Source organism: Streptomyces sp. A0642 (assembly GCF_004795105.1).
Lineage (GTDB): Bacteria > Actinomycetota > Actinomycetes > Streptomycetales > Streptomycetaceae > Streptomyces.
Genome location: NZ_SSBL01000002.1, coordinates 711472 through 731892 on the forward strand (window position 1 = coordinate 711472; position 20421 = coordinate 731892).

Annotated in this window: 25 protein-coding genes and 1 tRNA gene; 11 read left to right on the forward strand and 15 right to left on the reverse strand. The window is 68.5% G+C overall.

Going from position 1 to position 20421, the window contains the following annotated elements; genetic code table 11:
• Positions 1 to 27 precede the first annotated feature (27 nt).
• Both E6R60_RS06830 and E6R60_RS06835 read right to left on the reverse strand, forming a co-directional pair.
• Positions 28 to 366 (reverse strand): co-chaperone GroES, encoded by a 339-nt coding sequence (locus E6R60_RS06830; RefSeq protein WP_136325477.1) that lies wholly within the window; start codon positions 364 to 366, stop codon positions 28 to 30.
• A 46-nt stretch (positions 367 to 412) separates the two neighbouring features.
• Positions 413 to 733, reverse strand: a complete 321-nt coding sequence (locus E6R60_RS06835) for a DUF3618 domain-containing protein (RefSeq protein WP_136325478.1) — start codon at positions 731 to 733, stop codon at positions 413 to 415.
• A 127-nt stretch (positions 734 to 860) separates the two neighbouring features.
• On the opposite strand from E6R60_RS06835, the gene bcp reads away from it, so the two are divergent.
• The 5 genes from bcp to E6R60_RS06860 all read left to right on the forward strand — a co-directional run bounded on the left by bcp (position 861) and on the right by E6R60_RS06860 (position 4380).
• Complete coding sequence (gene bcp, locus E6R60_RS06840; protein WP_136325479.1) at positions 861 to 1328, forward strand: thioredoxin-dependent thiol peroxidase; 468 nt, start codon at positions 861 to 863, stop codon at positions 1326 to 1328.
• 154 nt (positions 1329 to 1482) lie between these two features.
• Complete coding sequence (gene proP, locus E6R60_RS06845; protein ID WP_136325480.1) at positions 1483 to 2979, forward strand: glycine betaine/L-proline transporter ProP; 1497 nt, start codon at positions 1483 to 1485, stop codon at positions 2977 to 2979.
• Between the two features lie 296 nt (positions 2980 to 3275).
• Entirely contained in the window at positions 3276 to 3758 is a 483-nt protein-coding gene (locus E6R60_RS06850; protein WP_346766060.1) for an HNH endonuclease, read from the forward strand.
• 68 nt (positions 3759 to 3826) lie between these two features.
• A complete protein-coding gene (locus tag E6R60_RS06855) occupies positions 3827 to 4306 on the forward strand; it encodes an HNH endonuclease (protein WP_240802426.1) in 480 nt (159 codons plus the stop codon).
• Positions 4297 to 4380 (forward strand) — tRNA-Leu (locus tag E6R60_RS06860). The genes E6R60_RS06855 and E6R60_RS06860 overlap by 10 nt, the downstream gene beginning before the upstream one ends.
• A 62-nt stretch (positions 4381 to 4442) precedes the next feature.
• Here E6R60_RS06860 and rdgB read toward each other — a convergent pair.
• From rdgB to E6R60_RS06880, 4 genes are all read right to left on the reverse strand, one after another.
• A complete protein-coding gene (gene rdgB / locus E6R60_RS06865) occupies positions 4443 to 5045 on the reverse strand; it encodes an RdgB/HAM1 family non-canonical purine NTP pyrophosphatase (RefSeq protein WP_136325483.1) in 603 nt (200 codons plus the stop codon).
• Between the two features lie 32 nt (positions 5046 to 5077).
• On the reverse strand, positions 5078 to 5464 hold the full coding sequence (locus E6R60_RS06870; RefSeq protein WP_136325484.1) for a hypothetical protein: 387 nt from the start codon (positions 5462 to 5464) through the stop codon (positions 5078 to 5080).
• Positions 5465 to 5574: 110 nt separating this feature from the next.
• Positions 5575 to 6312 (reverse strand): ribonuclease PH, encoded by a 738-nt coding sequence (gene rph / locus E6R60_RS06875; protein ID WP_136325485.1) that lies wholly within the window; start codon positions 6310 to 6312, stop codon positions 5575 to 5577.
• A 141-nt stretch (positions 6313 to 6453) separates the two neighbouring features.
• A complete protein-coding gene (locus E6R60_RS06880) occupies positions 6454 to 6687 on the reverse strand; it encodes a PTS glucose/sucrose transporter subunit IIB (protein WP_018517946.1) in 234 nt (77 codons plus the stop codon).
• Between the two features lie 222 nt (positions 6688 to 6909).
• On the opposite strand from E6R60_RS06880, the gene E6R60_RS06885 reads away from it, so the two are divergent.
• Both E6R60_RS06885 and E6R60_RS06890 read left to right on the forward strand, forming a co-directional pair.
• Positions 6910 to 8220 carry a PTS transporter subunit EIIC gene (locus tag E6R60_RS06885; RefSeq protein WP_136325486.1) on the forward strand — a complete coding sequence of 437 codons (1311 nt, stop codon included), beginning with the start codon at positions 6910 to 6912 and terminating at the stop codon, positions 8218 to 8220.
• Between the two features lie 264 nt (positions 8221 to 8484).
• The gene (locus tag E6R60_RS06890) at positions 8485 to 9747 is read left to right on the forward strand and encodes a PTS transporter subunit EIIC (RefSeq protein WP_136325487.1); all 1263 of its coding nucleotides are present in this window, start codon (positions 8485 to 8487) and stop codon (positions 9745 to 9747) included.
• Positions 9748 to 9823: 76 nt separating this feature from the next.
• Here the strand turns inward: E6R60_RS06890 and E6R60_RS06895 are convergent, their stop codons facing one another.
• The 5 genes from E6R60_RS06895 to E6R60_RS06920 form a co-directional block, all read right to left on the reverse strand.
• On the reverse strand, positions 9824 to 10576 hold the full coding sequence (locus E6R60_RS06895; RefSeq protein WP_136325488.1) for an MBL fold metallo-hydrolase: 753 nt from the start codon (positions 10574 to 10576) through the stop codon (positions 9824 to 9826).
• A gap of 425 nt (positions 10577 to 11001) precedes the next feature.
• Positions 11002 to 11952 carry a cysteine synthase gene (locus E6R60_RS06905; protein ID WP_136325490.1) on the reverse strand — a complete coding sequence of 317 codons (951 nt, stop codon included), beginning with the start codon at positions 11950 to 11952 and terminating at the stop codon, positions 11002 to 11004.
• A complete protein-coding gene (locus E6R60_RS06910) occupies positions 11952 to 12230 on the reverse strand; it encodes a MoaD/ThiS family protein (RefSeq protein ID WP_136325491.1) in 279 nt (92 codons plus the stop codon). Before E6R60_RS06910 ends, E6R60_RS06905 begins: the two co-directional genes overlap by 1 nt.
• A gap of 121 nt (positions 12231 to 12351) precedes the next feature.
• Positions 12352 to 12477 (reverse strand): putative leader peptide, encoded by a 126-nt coding sequence (locus tag E6R60_RS37765; protein WP_276613942.1) that lies wholly within the window; start codon positions 12475 to 12477, stop codon positions 12352 to 12354.
• A 133-nt stretch (positions 12478 to 12610) separates the two neighbouring features.
• On the reverse strand, positions 12611 to 13042 hold the full coding sequence (locus tag E6R60_RS06920) for a M67 family metallopeptidase (protein ID WP_136325493.1): 432 nt from the start codon (positions 13040 to 13042) through the stop codon (positions 12611 to 12613).
• Between the two features lie 504 nt (positions 13043 to 13546).
• Between E6R60_RS06920 and E6R60_RS06925 the strand changes: the two genes are divergently transcribed.
• The gene (locus E6R60_RS06925) at positions 13547 to 14119 is read left to right on the forward strand and encodes a hypothetical protein (protein WP_136325494.1); all 573 of its coding nucleotides are present in this window, start codon (positions 13547 to 13549) and stop codon (positions 14117 to 14119) included.
• Positions 14120 to 14139: 20 nt separating this feature from the next.
• A complete protein-coding gene (locus E6R60_RS06930; RefSeq protein ID WP_136325495.1) occupies positions 14140 to 14919 on the forward strand; it encodes a hypothetical protein in 780 nt (259 codons plus the stop codon).
• A gap of 74 nt (positions 14920 to 14993) precedes the next feature.
• Here the strand turns inward: E6R60_RS06930 and E6R60_RS06935 are convergent, their stop codons facing one another.
• The 3 genes from E6R60_RS06935 to clpS form a co-directional block, all read right to left on the reverse strand.
• The gene (locus E6R60_RS06935; RefSeq protein WP_136325496.1) at positions 14994 to 16433 is read right to left on the reverse strand and encodes an amino acid permease; all 1440 of its coding nucleotides are present in this window, start codon (positions 16431 to 16433) and stop codon (positions 14994 to 14996) included.
• A 324-nt stretch (positions 16434 to 16757) separates the two neighbouring features.
• A complete protein-coding gene (locus E6R60_RS06940) occupies positions 16758 to 17342 on the reverse strand; it encodes a DUF2017 domain-containing protein (protein ID WP_136325497.1) in 585 nt (194 codons plus the stop codon).
• Between the two features lie 46 nt (positions 17343 to 17388).
• Positions 17389 to 17703, reverse strand: coding sequence for an ATP-dependent Clp protease adapter ClpS (clpS, locus tag E6R60_RS06945; protein WP_136325498.1), 315 nt, complete (start codon positions 17701 to 17703; stop codon positions 17389 to 17391).
• Between the two features lie 125 nt (positions 17704 to 17828).
• On the opposite strand from clpS, the gene E6R60_RS06950 reads away from it, so the two are divergent.
• Together E6R60_RS06950 and E6R60_RS06955 are read left to right on the forward strand one after the other, a co-directional pair.
• Complete coding sequence (locus tag E6R60_RS06950) at positions 17829 to 19157, forward strand: nicotinate phosphoribosyltransferase (RefSeq protein WP_136325499.1); 1329 nt, start codon at positions 17829 to 17831, stop codon at positions 19155 to 19157.
• Between the two features lie 228 nt (positions 19158 to 19385).
• Positions 19386 to 19973 carry a nicotinamidase gene (locus E6R60_RS06955; protein WP_136325500.1) on the forward strand — a complete coding sequence of 196 codons (588 nt, stop codon included), beginning with the start codon at positions 19386 to 19388 and terminating at the stop codon, positions 19971 to 19973.
• Between the two features lie 110 nt (positions 19974 to 20083).
• Here E6R60_RS06955 and E6R60_RS06960 read toward each other — a convergent pair whose 3' ends face one another.
• Positions 20084 to 20416, reverse strand: coding sequence for a hypothetical protein (locus E6R60_RS06960; protein WP_206309326.1), 333 nt, complete (start codon positions 20414 to 20416; stop codon positions 20084 to 20086).
• Positions 20417 to 20421: the final 5 nt, after the last annotated feature.

Sequence of the window (20421 nt, forward strand, 5' to 3'; positions counted from 1 at the left end):
ACCAGGCCCCTCGCACCACCCTCAGGACTACAGATACAGGCCGGTCGAATCCACCGAACCCTCGAACCGGTCCGCGGCCACCGCATGCAGATCCCGCTCCCGCATCAGCACATACGCCACGCCCCGCACCTCCACCTCGGCACGGTCCTCGGGGTCGTACAGCACCCGGTCCCCCGGCTCCACGGTCCGCACGTTCTGCCCCACCGCGACCACCACGGCCCAGCCCAGCCGGCGCCCGACCGCAGCCGTCGCCGGAATCAGAATGCCGCCGCCCGACCGCCGCTCGCCCTCGGGCGAATCGGACCGGACCAGCACACGGTCGTGCAGCATCCGGATGGGCAGCTTGTCGTCGCTGTTCTCGCTCACGCCCCGCAACCTACCTGGCCCCGGCACGGACCCGCGCCCTCGGGTGTCAACGCTTCCGGCGCCGCTTCGAAGCGACGACCAGACCCACCACACCCGCAGCCAGCAACGCCGCCGGAATCACCCGCTCCAGACGCGGCGCACCGTCCTCCGACACGAACTGCGCCTTCACGTCCGACACCGCCCGGTTCACCGTGACGAACGCCCGTCCGGCCGTCCGGTCCACCGTCCCGGCCACCTTGGCCTTCGCATCACCCATGATCGTCTTCGGGTGCAGCCGCACCCCGATCTCATCGAGCACCACCGCCAGCTGCTCACGCCTGCTGATGATGTCCGCCTCGATCTGCGCAGGGCTCCTGGCATCCGACACTGCGCCGCCTCCGTGATCCTCGTCCGGTAAACCTTCATCGACAGTCTGTCAGCTCGACCGCCCACGCACCCGGCGGCACCCCTATTACTCTCGGACCCGTACACCCCACGTACCAACGAGGAGAACCATGAGCGAGCGACTCCAGCCCGGCGACACCGCCCCCGCCTTCACCCTCCCGGACGCCGACGGCAACGACGTCTCGCTCGCCGACCACAAGGGCCGCAAGGTCATCGTCTACTTCTACCCGCGTGCGCTTACCCCCGGCTGCACCAAGCAGGCCTGCGACTTCACCGACAACCTCGACCTCCTGGCCACCGCCGGCTACGACGTCATCGGCGTCTCCCCCGACAAGCCGGAGAAGCTCGCCAAGTTCCGCGACGAGGAGAACCTCAAGGTCACGCTGGTCGGCGACCCCGACAAGAAGACCCTGGAGGCCTACGGCGCCTTCGGCGAGAAGAAGAACTACGGCAAAACGGTGGAGGGCGTCATCCGCTCCACGATCGTCGTCGACGAGAACGGCAAGGTCGAGCACGCCTTCTACAACGTGCGCGCCACCGGCCACGTCGCCAAGATCATCAAGGACCTGGGCATCTGACCTACCGGGCAAGTCGTCAGGAAACCACCCACGGATTAGGCCGAACGGCCGAAATCATGTGATGGACATCCCAATCCTTCGCCCCATCGGTTTGCCACCGCCATGTCCGCGCAGAAGCCTTTCCTGGAACACCCACCGAGGAAAGGACCCGGCCATGGCGGCCTCCGACCCCCACCAGGCGGCCGACCCTGAAGCGGTCAAACGCCACCCCGCCCTCTTCCGCGTCATCCGAAAGCGCCAGAACCCCAAGCTGCGCAGGACCGACATCACGGTCACGGACGACCAGGCGGTCAAGAGGGCGGTCAAGGCCGCCTCTCTGGGTAACGCCATGGAGTGGTTCGACTTCGGCATCTACTCCTACCTCGCCGCCACACTGGGCCACGTCTTCTTCCCCTCCGGGAACGACACGACCCAGCTCCTCTCCTCCTTCGCCACCTTCGCCGTCGCCTTCCTCGTACGACCCCTCGGCGGCATGTTCTTCGGCCCCATGGGCGACAAGATCGGCCGCAAGAAGGTCCTCGCCCTCACCATGATCCTCATGGCGGTCGGCACCTTCGCCATCGGCCTCATCCCCTCCCACGACACCATCGGGGTCGGCGCCCCCGTCCTCCTCATCCTCTTCCGGATGCTCCAGGGCTTCTCGACCGGCGGCGAGTACGGCGGCGCCTCCACCTTCATCGCCGAATACGCGCCCGACAAACGACGCGGCTTCTTCGGCAGCTTCCTCGAATTCGGCACCCTCGCCGGCTACGTCGGCGCCGCGGGGCTCGTCACCGCGCTCTACGCCCTCCTCGACGACACCCAGATGGAAGCCTGGGGCTGGCGCGTCCCCTTCCTCGTCGCCGGCCCCCTCGGCCTCGTCGGCCTCTACCTGCGACTGCGCCTCGACGAGACCCCCGCCTTCCAGAAGCTGGAGGGCGGCATCGCCCACGCCACCGAGGCGGCGGACGGCGTCGAGACCACCGCCAAGGGCGACCTCGCCAAGATCTTCCGCAACTACTGGCCGACGCTGATCCTCTGCATCTGCCTCGTCGGCGCGTACAACATCACCGACTACATGCTGCTGTCGTACATGCCGACGTACCTCTCCGACGAACTCGGCTACAGCGAGACGCACGGCCTGCTGATCCTGCTCGCCGTCATGGTCTTCCTCATGCTGATCATCAGCCACGTGGGCAAGCTCTCCGACCGCTTCGGGCGCAAGCCCCTCCTCATGGCGGGCATGCTCGGCTTCCTGGTCCTCTCCCTCCCGGCCTTCCTCCTGATCCGCCAGGGCAGCATCCCCGCGATCACCATCGGCATGCTGATGCTGGGCCTCTCGCTGGTCTGCATGCTCGGCACGATGTCCGCGGCGCTCCCGGCCCTGTTCCCGACGAACGTCCGCTACGGGTCCCTGTCGGTGGGCTACAACCTGTCGGCGTCGATCTTCGGCGGCACGACCCCGCTGGTCATCACGGCCCTGATCAGCTGGTCCGGCAGCAACCTGATGCCGGCGTACTACGCGATGGCGGCGGCCCTGGTCGGCGTGATCGCGGTGGCCTGCATGAAGGAAACGGCCAACAGGCCGCTGGCGGGCTCCCCGCCGTCGGTGGAGACGGACGAGGAGGCGGCAGAACTGGTCGCCGCCCAGACCCCGGACCCGAAGTTCTGACCTCACCTGTACGGAGAATGGCCCGCCCCGCTTCGGTCGCCGCCGAAGCGGGGCGGGCCATTCCGCATCTTGTCGGATATCGGAGGTGACTCTCCGATAAACGGTTCGTTACTCCGTACGAGGCCGCGAAAGGGCGGCCGGATACGGAGGGGAACGTGCCGGTTCGGTATACGCGAGAACTGCTCGAAGAGGCGGCTCGCGAGACGACGAACGCCAATGATGCTGTGCGGTGGTGCGGGGGGACGCCTACGCCGGGGAGCCGGAGCTATCTGCGGAAGAAGATGGCGGAGTGGGGCGTGGACATCTCGCACTTCACTACGGGCCGGGTCCATCACAGCGAAGCCCGGCTGCGCGAGGTGGTCAGCCAGTCCACCACCATCAAGGAGGTCCTCCGGCGCCTTGGCGTCAGCCCGGTCGGGGGCAATCACACCCACATCAGCCGTAGGATCCGTGCGCTGAACATCGACACGGCACACTTCTCACCGCCGCCTCGCCGTCCGAAGGGACCGCCCGGAAATCTGCTGGTTCTGAAAACACCACTGGCCGGAAGAACCCCCGGGGAACGGCTCCGTCGAGAACTCATCCGCAGCGGGGTGGAGGAACGATGCGCGGTCTGTGGCACGGGCACTGTCTGGAACAACCTGCCGCTCCGGCTTGAGGTCGATCACCGGAACGGTGACTGGTGGGACAACCGACCGGACAATCTGCGCCTGTTGTGTCCCAACTGTCACGCCATTACGGATACTCACCGCGGCCGCAAGCGGCCGTCCGCGTCATGATCAAACGTCTCTTCCCACGGGACGAGCTCATGCGGGCCGTCGCAACGTCTCACAGCATGGCCGCCGTGATGCGCACACTCGGGAAACACCCCTACAACGGCACGGCACGAGCGAAGGCCAAGCAAAGCATCGCTGCGTACGGCCTGTCGACAGCCCACTTCACTGGGCAAGGGCACAATGCCGGTCGCGTCTCACCTGCCCGCAAAACGACGGAAGAGATTCTTCAGAAACTCCCAGCCGGCTCGTCACGCACGAAGACGGTGCTCCTACGACGAGCGCTCGACGAGGCACGCTTTCCTCAGACCTGTCGCCTGTGCGGCCTCGGCACTGTGTGGCAGGGGCGGCGGCTCGTCCTGGAGATCGACCACATCAACGGTGACCGGTTAGACAACCGCTTGGACAACCTTCGATACCTCTGCCCGAATTGCCACGCGCTCACGGACACCTGGTGCCGGACGAAGACGGTCGGCTCCGAGTGCCGCAGCGGCGGCCTGTCTGTGCCCCAAACACCCCTGCCCGCTACGATGGATCCACGTAAGCGGCCGTAGCCAAACTGGTATCGGCGGGTGTTTTAGGGGCATCTGGGAGAAATCCTGTGTGGGTTCGAATCCCACCGGCCGCACTGCGCCACAGGCCCGGCTCACTCCAACAGTGAGCCGGGCCTGTGGCGTTCGCGGAGGGCCGTCACCCCACCAACTCCCGCACCACCGGCACCAGCGCCCGGAACGCCTTGCCGCGGTGGCTGATCGCGTTCTTCTCCGCTGCCGTCAGCTCCGCACACGTGCGGGTCTCGCCCTCCGGCTGGAGGATCGGGTCGTAGCCGAAGCCGCCCGTGCCGGACGGGGTGTGGCGCAGGGTGCCGAGCAGGCGGCCCTCGACCACGCGTTCCGTGCCGTCGGGGAGGGCGAGGGCGGCGGCGCAGGCGAAGTGGGCCGCGCGGTGCGGGGTGTCGATGTCGGAGAGCTGGGCCAGGAGCAGGTCGAGGTTGGCCCGGTCGTTGCCGTGGGTGCCGGACCAGCGGGCGGAGAAGATGCCGGGGGCGCCGCCGAGCACGTCGACGCAGAGGCCGGAGTCGTCGGCGATGGCGGGGTGGCCGGTGGCCCGGGCGAGGGCGTGGGCCTTGAGGAGGGCGTTCTCGGCGAAGGTGACGCCGGTTTCCTTGACGTCGGGGATCTCCGGGTAGGCGTCCGCGCCGACGAGCTCGTGGGGGAGTCCTGCGTCGGCGAGGATCGCGTGGAGTTCGGTGATCTTCCCGGCGTTGCGGGTGGCGAGGATGAGGCGGGTCATGGGTCGATTATCGCCGCGCCCGGGTCAGGCCGTTACGGGGTGCAGACCTTGCCGATCTCCGTCGCCGCGTCGGTGACGGGGGTGATGTCGGGGGTGGCGTCGCCCTTGTCGATGGAGTCGCGGACGCTCTCGACGCCGGCCTGGAGGTCGTCGGCGGCCTTGCTGAGGTCGGCGTCGTCGGTCTTGTCGCCGAGGTTGTTGAGTTCCTTCTGGATCTCGTCGAGGGATTCGGATGCCTGGGTGGGGTCGCTGGAGGCGTTGGCGACGGCCTGTCGGAGGTTGTCGACGCTGGTGGCGATGGCGTCGGCGGTGCGGACGCAGTCGAGGGTCTTGTCGAGTGCGCCGCAGCCGGCCGCGGCGGTGACGGTGAGCAGCGCGGCGGTGATGGCCAGTGCAGTGCGGCGGTGGCGCGTGGCCATGGTGGGTCCCTCCCCGGGTGCGGATGTGCGGACGGGCGCACGGTTCGACCCGTGCGCCCGTATGCGTATCGACGCCGTGCGGGGGTTCTTGGTTGCTTCTTTACCCGGGCTTACTCGCCGAGGGTGAGGGCGAGGGCGCTCTTCTGAAGCTGGGTGAGGTCGGCGCAGCCGGCGGTGGCGAGGTCGAGGAGGGCGTTCAGTTCTTTGCGGTCGAAGGGTTCGGCCTCGGCGGTGCCCTGGATCTCGACGAACCGGCCGTCGCCGGTGCAGACGACGTTCATGTCGGTTTCGGCGCGGACGTCTTCCTCGTAGCAGAGGTCGAGGAGGGGGGTGCCGTCGACGATGCCGACGCTGATGGCGGAGACGGTGCCGGTCAGGGGCTTGCGGCCGTGCTTGATGATCTTCTTGCGCTCGGCCCAGGTGATGGCGTCGGCGAGGGCGACGTAGGCGCCGGTGATGGCGGCGGTGCGGGTGCCGCCGTCGGCCTGGAGGACGTCGCAGTCCAGGACGATGGTGTTTTCGCCGAGGGCCTTGTAGTCGATGACGGCGCGCAGGGAGCGGCCGACGAGGCGGCTGATCTCGTGGGTGCGGCCGCCGATCTTGCCGCGTACGGATTCGCGGTCGCCGCGGGTGTTGGTGGAGCGGGGCAGCATGGAGTATTCGGCGGTGACCCAGCCTTCGCCGCTGCCCTTGCGCCAGCGGGGGACGCCTTCGGTGACGGAGGCGGTGCAGAAGACTTTGGTGTCGCCGAAGGAGATGAGTACGGATCCTTCGGCGTGCTTGCTCCATCCGCGTTCGATGGTGACGGGGCGGAGCTGGTCGGGGGTGCGGCCGTCGATACGTGACATGGCGTCGACTTTATCGGGTGCGGGTGCGGGGGCGTTCCGGTGTGGGGTGGGGGCTGTGCGGGGGTGGGTGCGCCGCAGGCCCCGTCCTGGTGGGGGCGGGGCCTGCGGTGTTCCGGGCCGGGGCCCGAGGGGTTGTGCGGGTTACATCATGTCTTCGATGTCGGCGGCGATGGGGTCGGCGTCGGTGCCGATGACGACCTGGATCGCGGTGCCCATCTTGACGACGCCGTGGGCTCCGGCGGCCTTGAGCGCGGCTTCGTCGACCTTGCTCGGGTCGATGACCTCGGTGCGGAGGCGGGTGATGCAGCCTTCGACCTCTTCGATGTTCTCGATTCCGCCGAGCCCGGCGACGATCTTCTCAGCCTTGCTGGCCATGGCCTTCTCCCTGGTTCTTCACGTACGTGCGACGGCCCACCCTGGGTCCGTTTCGTCACGGTAACGCACGGTTGGCCCAACTTCGCGAGCGAGTGGTCCGATCATCACCAAAGATGACGATCACCGGTGCCCTGTCTCGCGGGCGGGCTCCGCACCGTACCGCAACTGGTCTACACCAGTGTGCAGCACCCGCCAACCGTGGCCTGTTCCGGGAGGACGCCCATGAGCTCCAGCAGCGCAGCGATCCCACAGAAGAAGTGGTGGAACGGCTTCTTCCAGGGTCTGCAGAAGATGGGGCGCAGCCTCCAGCTGCCGATCGCCGTTCTGCCGGCGGCGGGCATTCTGAACCGGCTCGGCCAGCCGGATGTGTTCGGTGACGAGGGTCTCGGCTGGGACAACGTCGCGAAGGTGTTCGCGGCCGCCGGTGGTGCGCTGCTGGATTCGGGGCTCGGGCTGCCGTTGCTGTTCTGCGTGGGTGTCGCGATCGGGATGGCGAAGAAGGCGGACGGTTCGACGGCGCTGGCCGCGGTGACGGGCTTCCTCGTCTACTACGCCGTGCTGCACGCGTTCCCGGTGGACTGTCCCGGTGGGGCGACGTTCACCTCGGGCGGCACCTGGTTCGGTACGTGTGTCACGGGTGACGCGAAGGTGACGGCGGCGGAGTACCAGAACCCGGGGGTGTTCGGCGGGATCGTGATGGGTCTGATGTCGGCGTGGTTCTGGCAGCGGTACCACCGGGTGAAGCTGGTGGACTGGCTGGGGTTCTTCAACGGCCGGCGGCTCGTGCCGATCATCATGGCGTTCGTCGGTCTGCTCTTCGCGGCGCTCTGCGCGTGGCTGTGGCAGCCGGTCGGTGACGCGCTGACCAGCTTCTCGGAGTGGCTGGTGGATCTGAACTGGCTGGGCTCCGGCATCTTCGGCATCGCCAACCGGGCCCTGCTCGTCTTCGGGCTGCACCAGTTCCTGAACACGTTCGTCTGGTTCCAGTTCGGTGACTTCACCAAGCCGGACGGCACGGTCGTGCACGGTGACATCAACCGGTTCCTGGCGGGGGACCCGACGGCCGGCCAGTTCACGACGGGCTTCTTCCCGATCATGATGTTCGCGCTGCCCGCGGCGGCCCTGGCGATCTACCACTGCGCCAAGCCGCATCGCCGCAAGGCGGTGGGCGGCCTGATGATCTCGGTCGCGCTCACCTCGTTCGTGACGGGAATCACGGAACCGATCGAGTACTCGTTCCTCTTCGTGGCGCCGGTGCTGTACGCGATCCACGCGGTGCTCACGGGTGTCTCGATGGCGGTGACATGGGCGCTCGGGACGAAGGACGGCTTCAGCTTCTCGGCGGGCTTGATCGACTACGTCATCAACTGGAGTCTGGCGACCAAACCCTGGCTGATCATTCCGATCGGGCTGGCGTTCGCCGCCGTGTACTACGTCATCTTCCGGTTCGCTATCACCAAATTCAACCTCCAGACGCCGGGCCGTGAGCCCGACGAGGTGGAGGAGGAGATCGAGAGGGACCTCACGAAGTAGCTGCCTCACCAGGGGTTATACCCTGAACGGCGAAGGCCCTCGGACTTCCGGTCCGGGGGCCTTCGGCATGTCACTGTGCGTGGGTGATGACTGCTGCGAAGTAGTCGGAAATTGCAGGTTCCTTATCTAACCCTCACCGTGCTACAACTGGTCTACACCACTCAGTGGTCCAGACCACGCGACGCCTGCGCGTCGCGTTTCTCGAGTCGTCGCCCCCAAAAAACACCCTGTCCCTGGCGGCGCCTTGCCTACTGGAGGAAGTTGATGAGTACGGCCACCGCTACGGCGGCCCCCGCGAAGAAGCGGGGCTCCGGCCTGTTCCAGGGCCTGCAGAAGGTGGGACGCAGCCTCCAGCTGCCGATCGCCGTGCTGCCGGCCGCGGGCATTCTGCTCCGTCTCGGCCAGCCGGATGTGTTCGGCCCCGAGGGTCTCGGCTGGGACAAGGTCGCCGCGGTCTTCGCGACCGCCGGCGACGCGGTCTTCGCCAACCTGCCGCTGCTGTTCTGCGTCGGTATCGCGATCGGCTTCGCCAAGAAGGCCGACGGCTCCACCGCGCTCGCCGCCCTGGTCGGCTTCCTGGTCTACAAGAACGTGCTGACCGCGTTCCCGACCTCGGACGCCGTCGTCAACACCACGGCCAACAAGGGCGTCGACGTCGCGGCGACGTACAACGACCCGAAGGTCCTCGGCGGCATCGTCATGGGACTCCTCGCCGGGTTCATATGGCAGCGCTACCACCGCACCAAGCTGGTGGACTGGCTCGGCTTCTTCAACGGCCGCCGCCTCGTCCCGATCATCATGGCCTTCGTCGGCACCCTCATGGGTGTTCTCTTCGGCCTGGTCTGGGAGCCGATCGGTGACCTCATCACCAACTTCGGCGAGTGGATGACCGGTCTGGGCGCTGTCGGCGCCGGCGTCTTCGGTGTCGTCAACCGCGCCCTGCTGCCTGTCGGCATGCACCAGTTCGTGAACACGGTGGCCTGGCAGGAGATCGGGTCCTTCAAGGACTCCGCCGGCGGCATGTGGCACGGCGACCTGCCGCGCTTCTTCCACGGTGACCCCAGCGCCGGTCAGTTCATGTCCGGCTTCTTCCCCATCATGATGTTCGCGCTTCCGGCCGCCGCCCTGGCGATCACGCACTGCGCCCGCCCCGAGCGCCGCAAGGCCGTCGGCGGCATGATGATGTCCCTCGCGCTGACCTCGTTCGTCACCGGCATCACGGAGCCGATCGAGTTCGCGTTCATGTTCATCGCGCCGCTGCTGTACGTGATCCACGCCGTGCTGACCGCCGTTTCCATGGCCGTCACCTGGGGCCTGGGCGTCCACCACGGCTTCAGCTTCTCCGCCGGAGCGATCGACTACTTCCTGAACTGGAACCTGGCGACGAAGCCCTGGATGATCATTCCGATCGGCCTCGTCTTCGCGGCGATCTACTACGTGGTCTTCCGCTTCGCGATCACCAAGTTCAACCTCACCACCCCGGGCCGCGAGCCCGAGGAAGAGGTCGAGGACCTGACCAAGGCGTAAGCCCGGTCGGCAGCACCAAAGACTCGAAGCCCTCACCTTCCCGGCGGAAGGTGAGGGCTTCGTCGTGCCTCGTGGCTCAGATCTCGTACACCGCGCCCGGCACCGCGAGCTCCGTCGGGCCGTCGAAGACGTCCTGCGCGTCGGAGAGGTTGCGGGCGGCGTCGGTCCACGGCGGGATGTGGGTGAGGACCAGGCGGCCCACCTGCGCGCGGGCGGCGAGCTCGCCCGCCTCACGCCCGTTGAGGTGGAGGTCCGGGATGTCCTCCTTGCCGTGGACGAACGACGCCTCGCAGAGGAGGAGGTCGGCGCCCACCGCCAGCTCGTCCAGGGCTTCGCAGGTCCCGGTGTCACCGGAGTACGTGAGCGAGCTGCCGCCGTGCTCGATGCGGATGCCGAACGTGTCGACGGGGTGGCAGAGCTTCTCCGTACGCACCGAGAAGGGGCCGATCTCGAACGACCCGGGCTTCAGGGTGTGGAAGTCGAAGACCTCGCTCATCGAGTGGTCGGACGGGGTGTCGGCGTGCGCGGTCGTGAGCCGCTGCTCCGTGCCGTCGGGGCCGTAGACCGGGATGCGGGCCGGGCGTCCGCCGTCGTGCGGGTAGTACCTGACGACGAAGTACGCGCACATGTCGATGCAGTGATCGGCGTGGAGGTGGCTGAGGAAGATGGCGTCGAGGTCGTAGAGACCGACGTGGCGCTGCAGCTCGCCGAGGGCGCCGTTGCCCATGTCGAGGAGCAGCCTGAAGCCGTCGGCCTCTACGAGGTAGCTCGAGCATGCCGATCCCGCGGACGGGAACGAGCCGGAGCAGCCGACGACGGTGAGCTTCATGGAGCGTGAACCTCCGAGACGCGGGAACGGGGAGGGTTCGTGCGGTCTGTTGAGCGGTTCGTTGAGCGTAAGGCGCGAAAGAGCCGGTCGCTCCTTCGGAGTGTGCCGTTGTGGGGGAACTCACCTGTGCTGTCACCGGTTCGATGGAAGGGCGCCCCTCGGGGCGCGCTTCTGAGGGGTGCGCTTAGGGGGCGCGAGCCGGGTGCGCGCCTGCGGCGGGCTTGTTCCCCCACCCGCCCCTTCCCGTAACCGGGGCTCCGCTCCAGGCCCCGCGCCTCACGCGCCGGAGGGGCTGGGTTTTCTGGCTCCGCCCGGACCCGGCACCCGGGGTACGAGGGCAGGGCCCCCGGAAACGGCGGACGCCGGGGGTCCCGTACCTGTGGTCCGGGACCCCCGGCGTCCGGGGTGCGTGCGGCGCGCGGGCGCTAAGCCCAGAGCTGGCCCTGCAGCGTTTCGATCGCCGCCTCCGTCGTGGGCGCGGTGTAGACGCCCGTCGACAGGTACTTCCAGCCGCCGTCGGCGACGACGAAGACGATGTCGGCGCTCTCGCCGGCCTTCACGGCCTTGTTGCCGACGCCGATCGCGGCGTGCAGCGCGGCTCCGGTGGAGACGCCGGCGAAAATGCCCTCCTGTTGGAGGAGTTCGCGGGTGCGGGTGACGGCGTCGGCGGAACCGACGGAGAAGCGGGTGGTGAGGACGGAGGCGTCGTAGAGCTCGGGGACGAAGCCTTCGTCGAGGTTGCGCAGGCCGTAGACCAGGTCGTCGTAGCGCGGCTCGGCGGCGACGATCTTGATGCCGTCGACGTGTTCCCGCAGGTAGCGGCCGACGCCCATGAGGGTGCCCGTGGTGCCGAGACCGGCGACGAAGTGGGTGATGGAGGGGAGGTCCGCGAGGATCTCGGGGCCGGTGGTGGCGTAGTGGGCGCCCGCGTTGTCGGGGTTGCCGTACTGGTACAGCATGACCCAGTCCGGGTGCTCGGCCGCGAGCTCCTTGGCGACGCGGACGGCCGTGTTGGAGCCACCGGCCGCCGGGGAGGAGATGATCTCGGCGCCCCACATGGCGAGCAGGTCGCGCCGCTCCTGGGAGGTGTTCTCCGGCATCACGCAGACGATGCGGTAGCCCTTGAGTGTGGCCGCCATGGCCAGGGAGATGCCGGTGTTGCCGCTGGTGGGTTCGAGGATGGTGCAGCCGGGGGTGAGCCGGCCGTCCTTCTCGGCCTGCTCGACCATGTGGAGCGCGGGGCGGTCCTTGATCGAGCCGGTGGGGTTGCGGTCCTCGAGTTTGGCCCAGATGCGGACGTCGTCCGACGGTGACAGCCGCGGCAGGCGGACGAGCGGGGTGTTGCCCACTGCGGCGAGCGGGCTGTCATAGCGCATCAGTTCATGCCGCCGGCGACGGCCGGGAGGATGGTGATGCTGTCGCCGTCGCTGAGCTTGGTGGAGATGCCGTCGAGGAAGCGGACGTCTTCGTCGTTGAGGTAGACGTTGACGAACCGGCGCAGCTGCTCGCCGTCGACGATGCGCTCCCGGATGCCGGTGTGACGGCTCTCCAGGTCCGTGAAGAGGTCGGCGAGGGTGTCCCCGTTGCCCTCGACGGCCTTGGCGCCGTCGGTGTAGGTGCGGAGGATGGTCGGGATGCGGACCTCGATGGCCATGGCGTGGGCTCCTGTCGAAGCGGAGTGGTGGCGGTGGGCGTGGGGCGCGCGGCTCTGCCCCCGCGCAGGGGTGGTACGGGAAGGGTGGCGGCCGCTGGGCGGCGCCGCGCCTCGGCCGGGCTCAGGCCTCGCGGCCGGCGGTCCGGTGGTTCGTACAGATCGCGCTGGCGAGTCGGCACAGGTCGACGTGCAGGCGCGCAACGAGCAGCATGCCCGGCGTCTTGTCGCTCACGTCCTGGAGAACCATGCGCTCATCGTATCGATTCCCCGTCCGGGATCCGGAATGTGATCTCACCTGATGGATGGTTGACGTTCGAGGCGTGGACAGGGCCGGGTGGGGGCCCTGTCCGTTCCGCCGCGTGCGGGGGCGGGTGCCGAGGTCAGGGCGTGACGTAGGCGTCGACGACCTGGACGTCCTCCTCGGTGATCTCGCCGTCCACGATGCGGTACGAGCGGAACTGGAAGGGCCCCGCCCCGTCGGTGTCGGCGGTCGAGACGAGGACGTAGTGGGCCCCGGGCTCGTTGGCGTACGTGACGTCGGTGCGGGAGGGGTAGGCCTCGGTCGCCGTGTGCGAGTGGTAGACGATCACGGGTTCCTCGTCGCGGTCGTCCATTTCGCGGTAGAGCTTGAGGAGGTCGCCCGAGTCGAACTCGTAGAACGTGGGCGAGCGGGCGGCGTTGAGCATGGGGATGAAGCGTTCGGGGCGGCCGGTGCCGGCGGGCCCGGCGACCACGCCGCACGCCTCGTCGGGGTGGTCGGCGCGGGAGTGCGCGACGATCTGGTCGTACAGCGCCTGGGTGAGGGTCAGCATGGCGCCCAGGATAGGACGACGGGCTCCCGCGTACCGAGGGGTGGTACGCGGGAGCCCGCATCGTGGACTCGGCCTCGCCCGACGTCCGTCGCGGGGCGACTCCGCTGCCGGGACGCGCAGTCTTCCTCCACCCTCAACTTCCGCATCAGTGTTCGAAACATGGGGGTGTTCGGTGAAAGTCTGGGGTAGCTTCAGTGATCACTGAGGGGTGGCAAGTACAGCGGGGAAGCGGGCCGATCGCTTAGCGGACGGCCCCTGCGTCCATGCCCGCATACCACCCGTCGGCCCTGGCACCACGCACGCACCTGCTCGCGCTCCACCCGACGGAACGGACGCCGGACGCCATCCGGCACGCAGTCCTACGGCGCATGAAATGGACCGCCGACATCGCGGGCGGATCCGCGCTTCAGCACAGCACAACTATCGGCGCGTCCTGTCTCGCTGCCCGGATGCCATACCAGAGGAGCCACTTTGTCACAGATATCACCACACAGAAACCGGCGCGTGCACTACACGCGCTTGCTACAGGTGTTTCTGCTGTGCACCACCTTCCTCGCCATCGGGTTCACGACTTCCCCTCCTGCGCAGGCCTACACCAAGCTGTGCGGAAAGTTCTTCGGCGTCGACGGCAACGACCCGATCTCCTACCGCTATTACAGCATCACGACCACGTACTACAACGCCTTCAACAGTGCCCAGGGACGCTGGGACGCCACCAGGGCCCCCGGCTTCTTCCGTTACGAGAAGAGCAACGGCGACCCCGAGATCGAGGTCCGTGACGCCTCCTACGCCTGGGGGGACTGGGCCCGGACCAGCTGGCAGGGCTGCACTTTCGGCTACTGGTCCTACGACGAAGTGAAGCTGACCTTCAACTCGCGCACGATGAAGGGGCTCAGCGCCCGCGAGAAGAAAATCGTCGCCGAGCACGAGATCGGGCACGCCTACGGGCTCGGTCACGAGAGCCTCGGATGCTCCAACCCCGGTCCTGCTGTCATGCGCCAGGGACAGACCAAGTTCGGTTGTGGCGGTGACGGCCCCTGGTACGACGACGTCCAGGGCGCCAAGTCGAAGTACTGACCTTTCCTCCGAGGAGTGCTGTGAATACGACAATGCGCATCTACGCGGGCGCCACCGGTCTGGCCCTGGCCTGCCTCACCGCATGCTCGGGCGCCGGGTCCTCCGGTTCCGCCGGCAAACCCCAGATCGAAGCCGACTACGCCCAGTATGCGAGTGCCGAAGAGGTCAGCGTCGACGCCGACATCGCCATCACCGCCGCCGTGCTGAGCGTGCAGACCAAGGAGTGCGACGAGGGAGGCGACCCCCCGGGGGAACCCACCATCGACCCGACCGCCGCCGACAGCGTCGACCCCGATCCCGACCCGTCTGCCACCGATCAGCCGAAGCCCACCGAGACCCCCACAGGCGTGGCGGGCGACGGAGGGGCGGACACCACGTGCATGCCCATGGTCTTCATGAAGGTCCGCGTCTCCGGGATGATGAAGCGCGGATTCGGTGTCACCGAGGGTGACGAGATCGTCATCGGCAACATCGACACCGACGCGGTCTCCATGGAGGGCACCACGAAGCTCTCGGTCGGCAAGCAGTACGCCCTCTACCTGACCCAGCTCGTGGCGGGCGACCACCCGGGCATCACCTCGGTGCCCACGTTCTGGATTCCCGTCGGCGGGAACCAGGGCATCTTCACCATCGGTACGGGCGGCGTCCAGCCGGCCTCGTCGAACATCGTGGCTCTGACCGCCGCCGACGCGAGTGAACTCCTCGGGAGTTCCGCCCAGCCCTCCGGCAAGGGCAGGTTCACCACCAGCGTCGCAGGGCTGAAGAAGGCGGCGGCTCTGGCCGCGGAAAGCAAGAAGTAGCGCCCCCGTGGGCCACCCGCAGCCGGCGTGGTGGCCCACCAGGACGCACGTCCCCGGATCGGTGCCGGACAGGATCAGCGGCCCGCGAAGGCCTTGTTCTCCGGGTTGCGGGCCTTGAGGACCAGGTACGAGACGCCGAGGATCAGGGCCCACAGCGGGGCGCAGTAGAGCGAGATCCGGGCGTCCTTGTCGATGCCCATCATGACGATCACCACGCCGATGAACGCGAGGGCGAAGACGCTGGTGTACGGGGCTCCGGGGGCCCGGAAGCCGGACTGCGGGAGGGCGCCGCGGTCGGCCTGGCGGCGGTAGCGGATCTGGCAGACCAGGATCATGATCCAGGCCCACATGCCGGAGATGGTGGCGAAGGAGACGACGTAGGTGAAGGCGTCACCGGGCCACTGGTAGTTGATCCAGACGCCCACGAGCATGAGGGCGGCGGAGAACGTGGTGCCGACGAGCGGGGTGCCGCTGCTGGTGAGCTTGGTGAAGAACTTCGGCCCCTGTCCGTTGAGCGCGAGGTCGCGCAGCATGCGGCCGGTGGAGTACATGCCGGAGTTGCAGGAGGAGAGCGCGGCGGTCAGGACGACGAAGTTGACGATGCCTGCGCCGAGGCCGAGACCCATCTTCTCGAAGGCCTCGACGAACGGGGAGACGCCCGGCGAGAACTCGGTCCAGGGGACGACGGAGAGGATCATGATGAGGGCGCCGACGTAGAAGACGGCGATGCGCCAGGGCACGGTGTTGATGGCCTTGGGCAGGACGGTCTCGGGGTCCTTGGACTCGCCCGCGGTGACGCCGACGAGTTCGACGGCGAGGAAGGCGAACATCACGATCTGCAGCGTCATCAGGGTGCCCTTGATGCCGTGCGGGAAGAAGCCGCCGTCCGACCAGAGGTGGGTGACGGACGCGGTGTCCCCGGCGTCGGAGAAGCCGAGGGTGAGAATTCCGGCGCAGATGAGGATCATGCCGACGATGGCGGTGACCTTGACCATCGAGAACCAGAATTCGAGTTCCCCGAACAGCTTCACGGAGATCAGGTTCACGCCGTACAGGATGATCGTGAAGATCAGTGCGGACACCCATTGCGGAATGTCGAACCAGAACGTCATGTACTGGGCCGCGGCGGTGACTTCGGTGATTCCGGTGACGACCCAGAACAACCAGTAGGTCCAGCCGGTGACGAAGCCGGCGAAGGGGCCGACGAATTCGCGGGCGTACTCCGAGAAGGAGCCCGAGACCGGGCGGTACATGAGGAGTTCGCCCAGTGCCCGCATGATGAAGAAGATCACCAGGCCCGCGATGGCGTAGGCCAGGATGAGGCTCGGCCCGGCCTTGGCGATGGCTTTGCCCGCGCCGAGGAAGAGGCCGGTGCCGATGGCTCCGCCGATCGCGATCATCTGGATCTGGCGGGCGCCGAGGGCTCGCTGGTAGCCCTCGGCGGACGTCGCGGAATCCGCGCCTGTGGCGTGCGGGCCGCCCTGTCCCTTGTCGTCGACCTGCGCCGATGTCATGTGCTGCGCCTTTCTCCACGCTGATCCGCGCCTTACGGCCGCGGATCAGGTCCTGATCCCCCCGGATATGGATGGAGTGCCGCCGGTGGTGGCCGGCTCGTAGCGCCTACCCGGGAACAGGGGTGGCGTCCCCGGGTGGTCGTGAAGATTTATCACGGACACATCGGTGATCCACCGGACATTATGTGGCGCACACCACAGGAAAAAGCGGACAACGGGGGCCGGTCCCTGCAAAAAAGACCGATCAGGTGACGCGATCGTTATTCGGATTTGAGCGTTCGTTGAGCGAACACTCGGTAACCGGCCTCTTCCGGCGTCAGTGTTCTACGGCATCAGCGTTTCGACGAGTGTTTCCTGGAGCGCGCCCAGCCAGAGGTAGGCCATGACCATGGGCTTGCGCGGGTCGCTGTCCGGGAGCCGGTAGAGGGAGCCGTCCTCGCTCCCGTCGTCGTCGGAGACCTCCAGGCGGGTACCGATCGTGAGCCGGAGGTCGTTGAGGGAGCCCAGCCAGCTGCGGGACTCGTCGGCGGTGAGCGTGAGGACGGCGGCGCCGTCCCCGCCGGGCGTCAGCGCGTCGAGGGTGCGGACGACGACGAGGGCGTCGTCGCGCTTGCGGGTGCGCAGGTCGTTCTCGGTGAAGCGGCGGAACTCGGCGGACGCGGCGCGCAGTTCGGTGTCCTCGTCGCCGTAGGCCTCGGGGAAGAGGCGGGCCAGGGCGGGGTCGGAGGGCGGTTCGCTCGGGCCCTCGGCGAAGAGGGCGGCGAGCGGGTCATCGCCGTCGGCGGGCTGGTCGCCGGGACCGATGAGTTCGAGCAGCTGGACGGCGAGGGAGCGCAGGATCGCGATCTCCACCTCGTCGAGCGCGACGGCCGCGCCGCCGCCGGGGGTGGCCTCGAAATGGCCGGCCATGGGTTCTCTCCGATGGTGGTCGGGCGGGGCGGGGGGCGGGGCGGTGCTAGTTGCGGTCCTGGGTGAGGGTGGCCCACAGTCCGTAGCCGTGCATGGCCTGGACGTCGCGTTCCATCTCTTCGCGGGTGCCGCTGGACACGACGGCGCGGCCCTTCTGGTGGACGTCCAGCATCAGCTTGTGGGCCTTGTCCTTGGAGTAGCCGAAGTACGCCTGGAAGACATAGGTCACGTAGCTCATGAGGTTGACCGGGTCGTTGTGGACCAGCGTCACCCAGGGGACGTCGGGCTCGGGAACGACGAGGTTCTCCTCGGCCGATTCGGGACGTTCGATCTCTACGGGGGCGACGCTCACGTACCCCATGCTGCCACTCGGGAGGGGGCATCGCACAAACGGGGCCGGGGGGCGGCGAGCTGCGGGCCGGCCGCCGGGAGTGGCCCCGCACCCCCATCTCGTCACTTTGACGAAATAGGGGTAGCATCCCCGGCATGAACTCAGCGGACCTTGGGCGGCGGGTCGGTGTGCCGTCGACCGCACTCTTCACCGACCAGTACGAGCTCACGATGGTGCAGGCCGCGCTGAAGGCCGGCACCGCCGGACGGCGCTCGGTCTTCGAGGCGTTCACCCGCCGGCTGCCCGAAGGGCGGCGCTACGGCGTCGTCGCGGGCACCGGGCGGGTCCTGGACGCGGTGGAGAACTTCCACTTCGACGACGAGATGCTCGCCTTCCTGCGCGACCAGAACGTCGTGGACGGGGCCACGCTCGACTATCTGGCCGATTACCGGTTCAGCGGCGACATCTGGGGCTACCCGGAGGGCGAGGTGTACTTCCCCGGTTCGCCGATCCTGCGGGTCGAGGGCTCCTTCGCCGAGTGCGTGCTGCTGGAGACGGTGATCCTGTCGATCCTCAACCACGACTCGGCGATCGCCGCGGCGGCCTCGCGGATGTCGGCGGCGGCGGGCGGGCGCCGGCTGATCGAGATGGGCGCCCGGCGCACGCACGAGCTCTCGGCGGTGGCCTCGGCCCGCGCGGCGTACGTCGGCGGCTTCGACACGACGTCGGACCTCGCCGCGGGCTTCCGCTACAACATCCCCACCGTCGGCACGAGCGCCCACGCGTTCACCCTGTTGCACGACACGGAGCGCGACGCGTTCCAGGCCCAGGTCGACTCGCTGGGGCGTGCCACGACGCTGCTGGTGGACACGTACGACGTCACCGCGGCGGTCCGTACGGCGGTCGAGGTGGCGGGGACGGAGCTGGGGGCCGTACGGATCGACTCCGGCGACCTGCTGCTGGTCGCGCACCGGGTGCGCCAGCAGCTGGACGAGCTGGGCGCCACGGAGACGAAGATCGTGGTCACGTCGGACCTGGACGAGTACGCCATCGCCTCGCTGGCCGCCGCGCCGGTGGACGCGTACGGGGTGGGCACGCAGCTCGTCACCGGCAGCGGGCACCCCACCTGCTCGATGGTCTACAAGCTGGTCGCCCGCGCCGGTTCGGGCGACCCGGCGGACGAGCTGCGGCCGGTGGCGAAGAAGTCGCTGGGCGCGAAGTCGTCGAGGGGCGGTCGCAAGTGGGCGGCGCGCCGGCTGGACGAGGACGGGGTGGCCGAGGCCGAGGTCGTCGGCACCGGCCCGGTCCCGGCGGAGCTGGCCGGCCGGCAGCTGCAGGTGGAGCTGGTCCGGGGCGGCGACGTGGTGGCGCGGGAGCCGCTGGACGCTGCTCGGGAGCGGCACATCGCCGCGCGGGCGGGACTGCCGATGTCGGCGATGCAGTTGTCCCGGGGGGAGCCGGTGCTGCCCACGGAGTACGTGTGAGCCCGGTGCGGGGCGCCCGGGCCGCCCGGTAGCCGCTTCGTCCCCGGCCTCCCCCGTGGACCGAAGGGCACGGGAGCGCCCCACGACGTGCCCGGCGGGGCCCGGCCGGGGCTTTTCTGCCCGGCCGGGCTTGATTGTGCTGCCCGAGTCTCTAGGCTCGGGAACACCCCGTAACCCCACACCCCGTATGCCGCAACCGCCGCCCCTCCCCCACCGAAGGACACCGTCATGCACCGCGCCTTGATCGTCGTGGACGTCCAGAACGACTTCTGTGAGGGCGGGAGCCTCGCGGTGGGCGGGGGTGCCGATGTCGCCGCCGCCATCACCGATCTGATCGGGGAGGCCCAGCCCGGCTACCGGCACGTGGTGGCCACCCGTGACCACCATGTCGACCCGGGTGACCACTTCTCCCCCGAGCCGGACTTCGAGCACTCCTGGCCGGTGCACTGCGTCGCCGGTACGGAAGGGGTGGGCTTCCATCCCAATTTCGCCCCCGCCGTCGCCTCAGGGGCGATCGACACCGTCTTCGACAAGGGCGCCCACGCCGCCGCGTACAGCGGCTTCGAGGGCCAGGACGAGAACGGGACGGGGCTGGCGGAGTGGCTGCGTGAGCGCGGGGTCACCGAGGTCGACGTGGTCGGTATCGCGACCGACCACTGCGTCCGGGCCACCGCGCTCGACGCCGTGCGCGAGGGCTTCGCCACGCACGTACTGCTGGATCTGACCGCGGGTGTCGCTGAGGCGACCACGGAGCGGGCGCTGGCCGAGCTGCGGGAGGCGGGCGTGGTGCTCTCCGGCAAGCCGGTGGTCTGCTGAGCGGGCCGGCACCCCGGCTCCGGTGTCTTCCATCGGATCAGGACGGGCCCGAAGCCTTGCGTGCGGATCAGGCCGGGCCCGCGGGCCCGGTCCGGTCCGGACGGCGGTCCTCAGCTCTGCCGGGCCGGCAGGGCGGGTCTCAGCAGGGCCTGGATCGGGTGCCAGAGTTCCAGGGCCCGCTCGGGTCTCGCGCGCCACAGCAGTCCGTCGGGGTGGTGCAGGACGGCGGTGATCTCGTCCGGGCTGGGCGGTTCCGCGTTGCCGCGGAGGTAGACGGCGCGCAGGCCCAGATTGCGCAGCCTGGTCAGTGCCCGGGCCCGGTTGGCCGCGTGCACGAGGACGCGTACCGGGGTGTCCGGCCCCGCGCCCTCCGCCGGGCTGGGCAGGGTGATCGCGACGACCACTCTGCCGTTCGGCAAGATGCTGAATCCTCCGCCTGCCATGCTCC

Coding starts and splice junctions, on each gene's coding strand:
- E6R60_RS06870 (WP_136325484.1), bottom strand. CDS start 5,464: ATGGCCACGCGCCACCGCCGCACTGCACTGGCCATCACCGCCGCGCTG.
- rph (WP_136325485.1), bottom strand. CDS start 6,312: ATGTCACGTATCGACGGCCGCACCCCCGACCAGCTCCGCCCCGTCACC.
- E6R60_RS06920 (WP_136325493.1), bottom strand. CDS start 13,042: ATGCTGACCCTCACCCAGGCGCTGTACGACCAGATCGTCGCGCACTCC.
- E6R60_RS06940 (WP_136325497.1), bottom strand. CDS start 17,342: ATGGCCGGCCATTTCGAGGCCACCCCCGGCGGCGGCGCGGCCGTCGCG.
- E6R60_RS06885 (WP_136325486.1), top strand. CDS start 6,910: ATGAGCTCCAGCAGCGCAGCGATCCCACAGAAGAAGTGGTGGAACGGC.
- E6R60_RS06895 (WP_136325488.1), bottom strand. CDS start 10,576: ATGAAGCTCACCGTCGTCGGCTGCTCCGGCTCGTTCCCGTCCGCGGGA.
- rdgB (WP_136325483.1), bottom strand. CDS start 5,045: ATGACCCGCCTCATCCTCGCCACCCGCAACGCCGGGAAGATCACCGAA.
- E6R60_RS06880 (WP_018517946.1), bottom strand. CDS start 6,687: ATGGCCAGCAAGGCTGAGAAGATCGTCGCCGGGCTCGGCGGAATCGAG.
- E6R60_RS06950 (WP_136325499.1), top strand. CDS start 17,829: ATGAACTCAGCGGACCTTGGGCGGCGGGTCGGTGTGCCGTCGACCGCA.
- E6R60_RS06905 (WP_136325490.1), bottom strand. CDS start 11,952: ATGCGCTATGACAGCCCGCTCGCCGCAGTGGGCAACACCCCGCTCGTC.
- bcp (WP_136325479.1), top strand. CDS start 861: ATGAGCGAGCGACTCCAGCCCGGCGACACCGCCCCCGCCTTCACCCTC.
- E6R60_RS06935 (WP_136325496.1), bottom strand. CDS start 16,433: ATGACATCGGCGCAGGTCGACGACAAGGGACAGGGCGGCCCGCACGCC.
- E6R60_RS06910 (WP_136325491.1), bottom strand. CDS start 12,230: ATGGCCATCGAGGTCCGCATCCCGACCATCCTCCGCACCTACACCGAC.
- clpS (WP_136325498.1), bottom strand. CDS start 17,703: ATGGGGTACGTGAGCGTCGCCCCCGTAGAGATCGAACGTCCCGAATCG.
- E6R60_RS06890 (WP_136325487.1), top strand. CDS start 8,485: ATGAGTACGGCCACCGCTACGGCGGCCCCCGCGAAGAAGCGGGGCTCC.
- proP (WP_136325480.1), top strand. CDS start 1,483: ATGGCGGCCTCCGACCCCCACCAGGCGGCCGACCCTGAAGCGGTCAAA.
- E6R60_RS06960 (WP_206309326.1), bottom strand. CDS start 20,416: ATGGCAGGCGGAGGATTCAGCATCTTGCCGAACGGCAGAGTGGTCGTC.
- E6R60_RS06855 (WP_240802426.1), top strand. CDS start 3,827: ATGCGCACACTCGGGAAACACCCCTACAACGGCACGGCACGAGCGAAG.
- E6R60_RS37765 (WP_276613942.1), bottom strand. CDS start 12,477: ATGGTTCTCCAGGACGTGAGCGACAAGACGCCGGGCATGCTGCTCGTT.
- E6R60_RS06955 (WP_136325500.1), top strand. CDS start 19,386: ATGCACCGCGCCTTGATCGTCGTGGACGTCCAGAACGACTTCTGTGAG.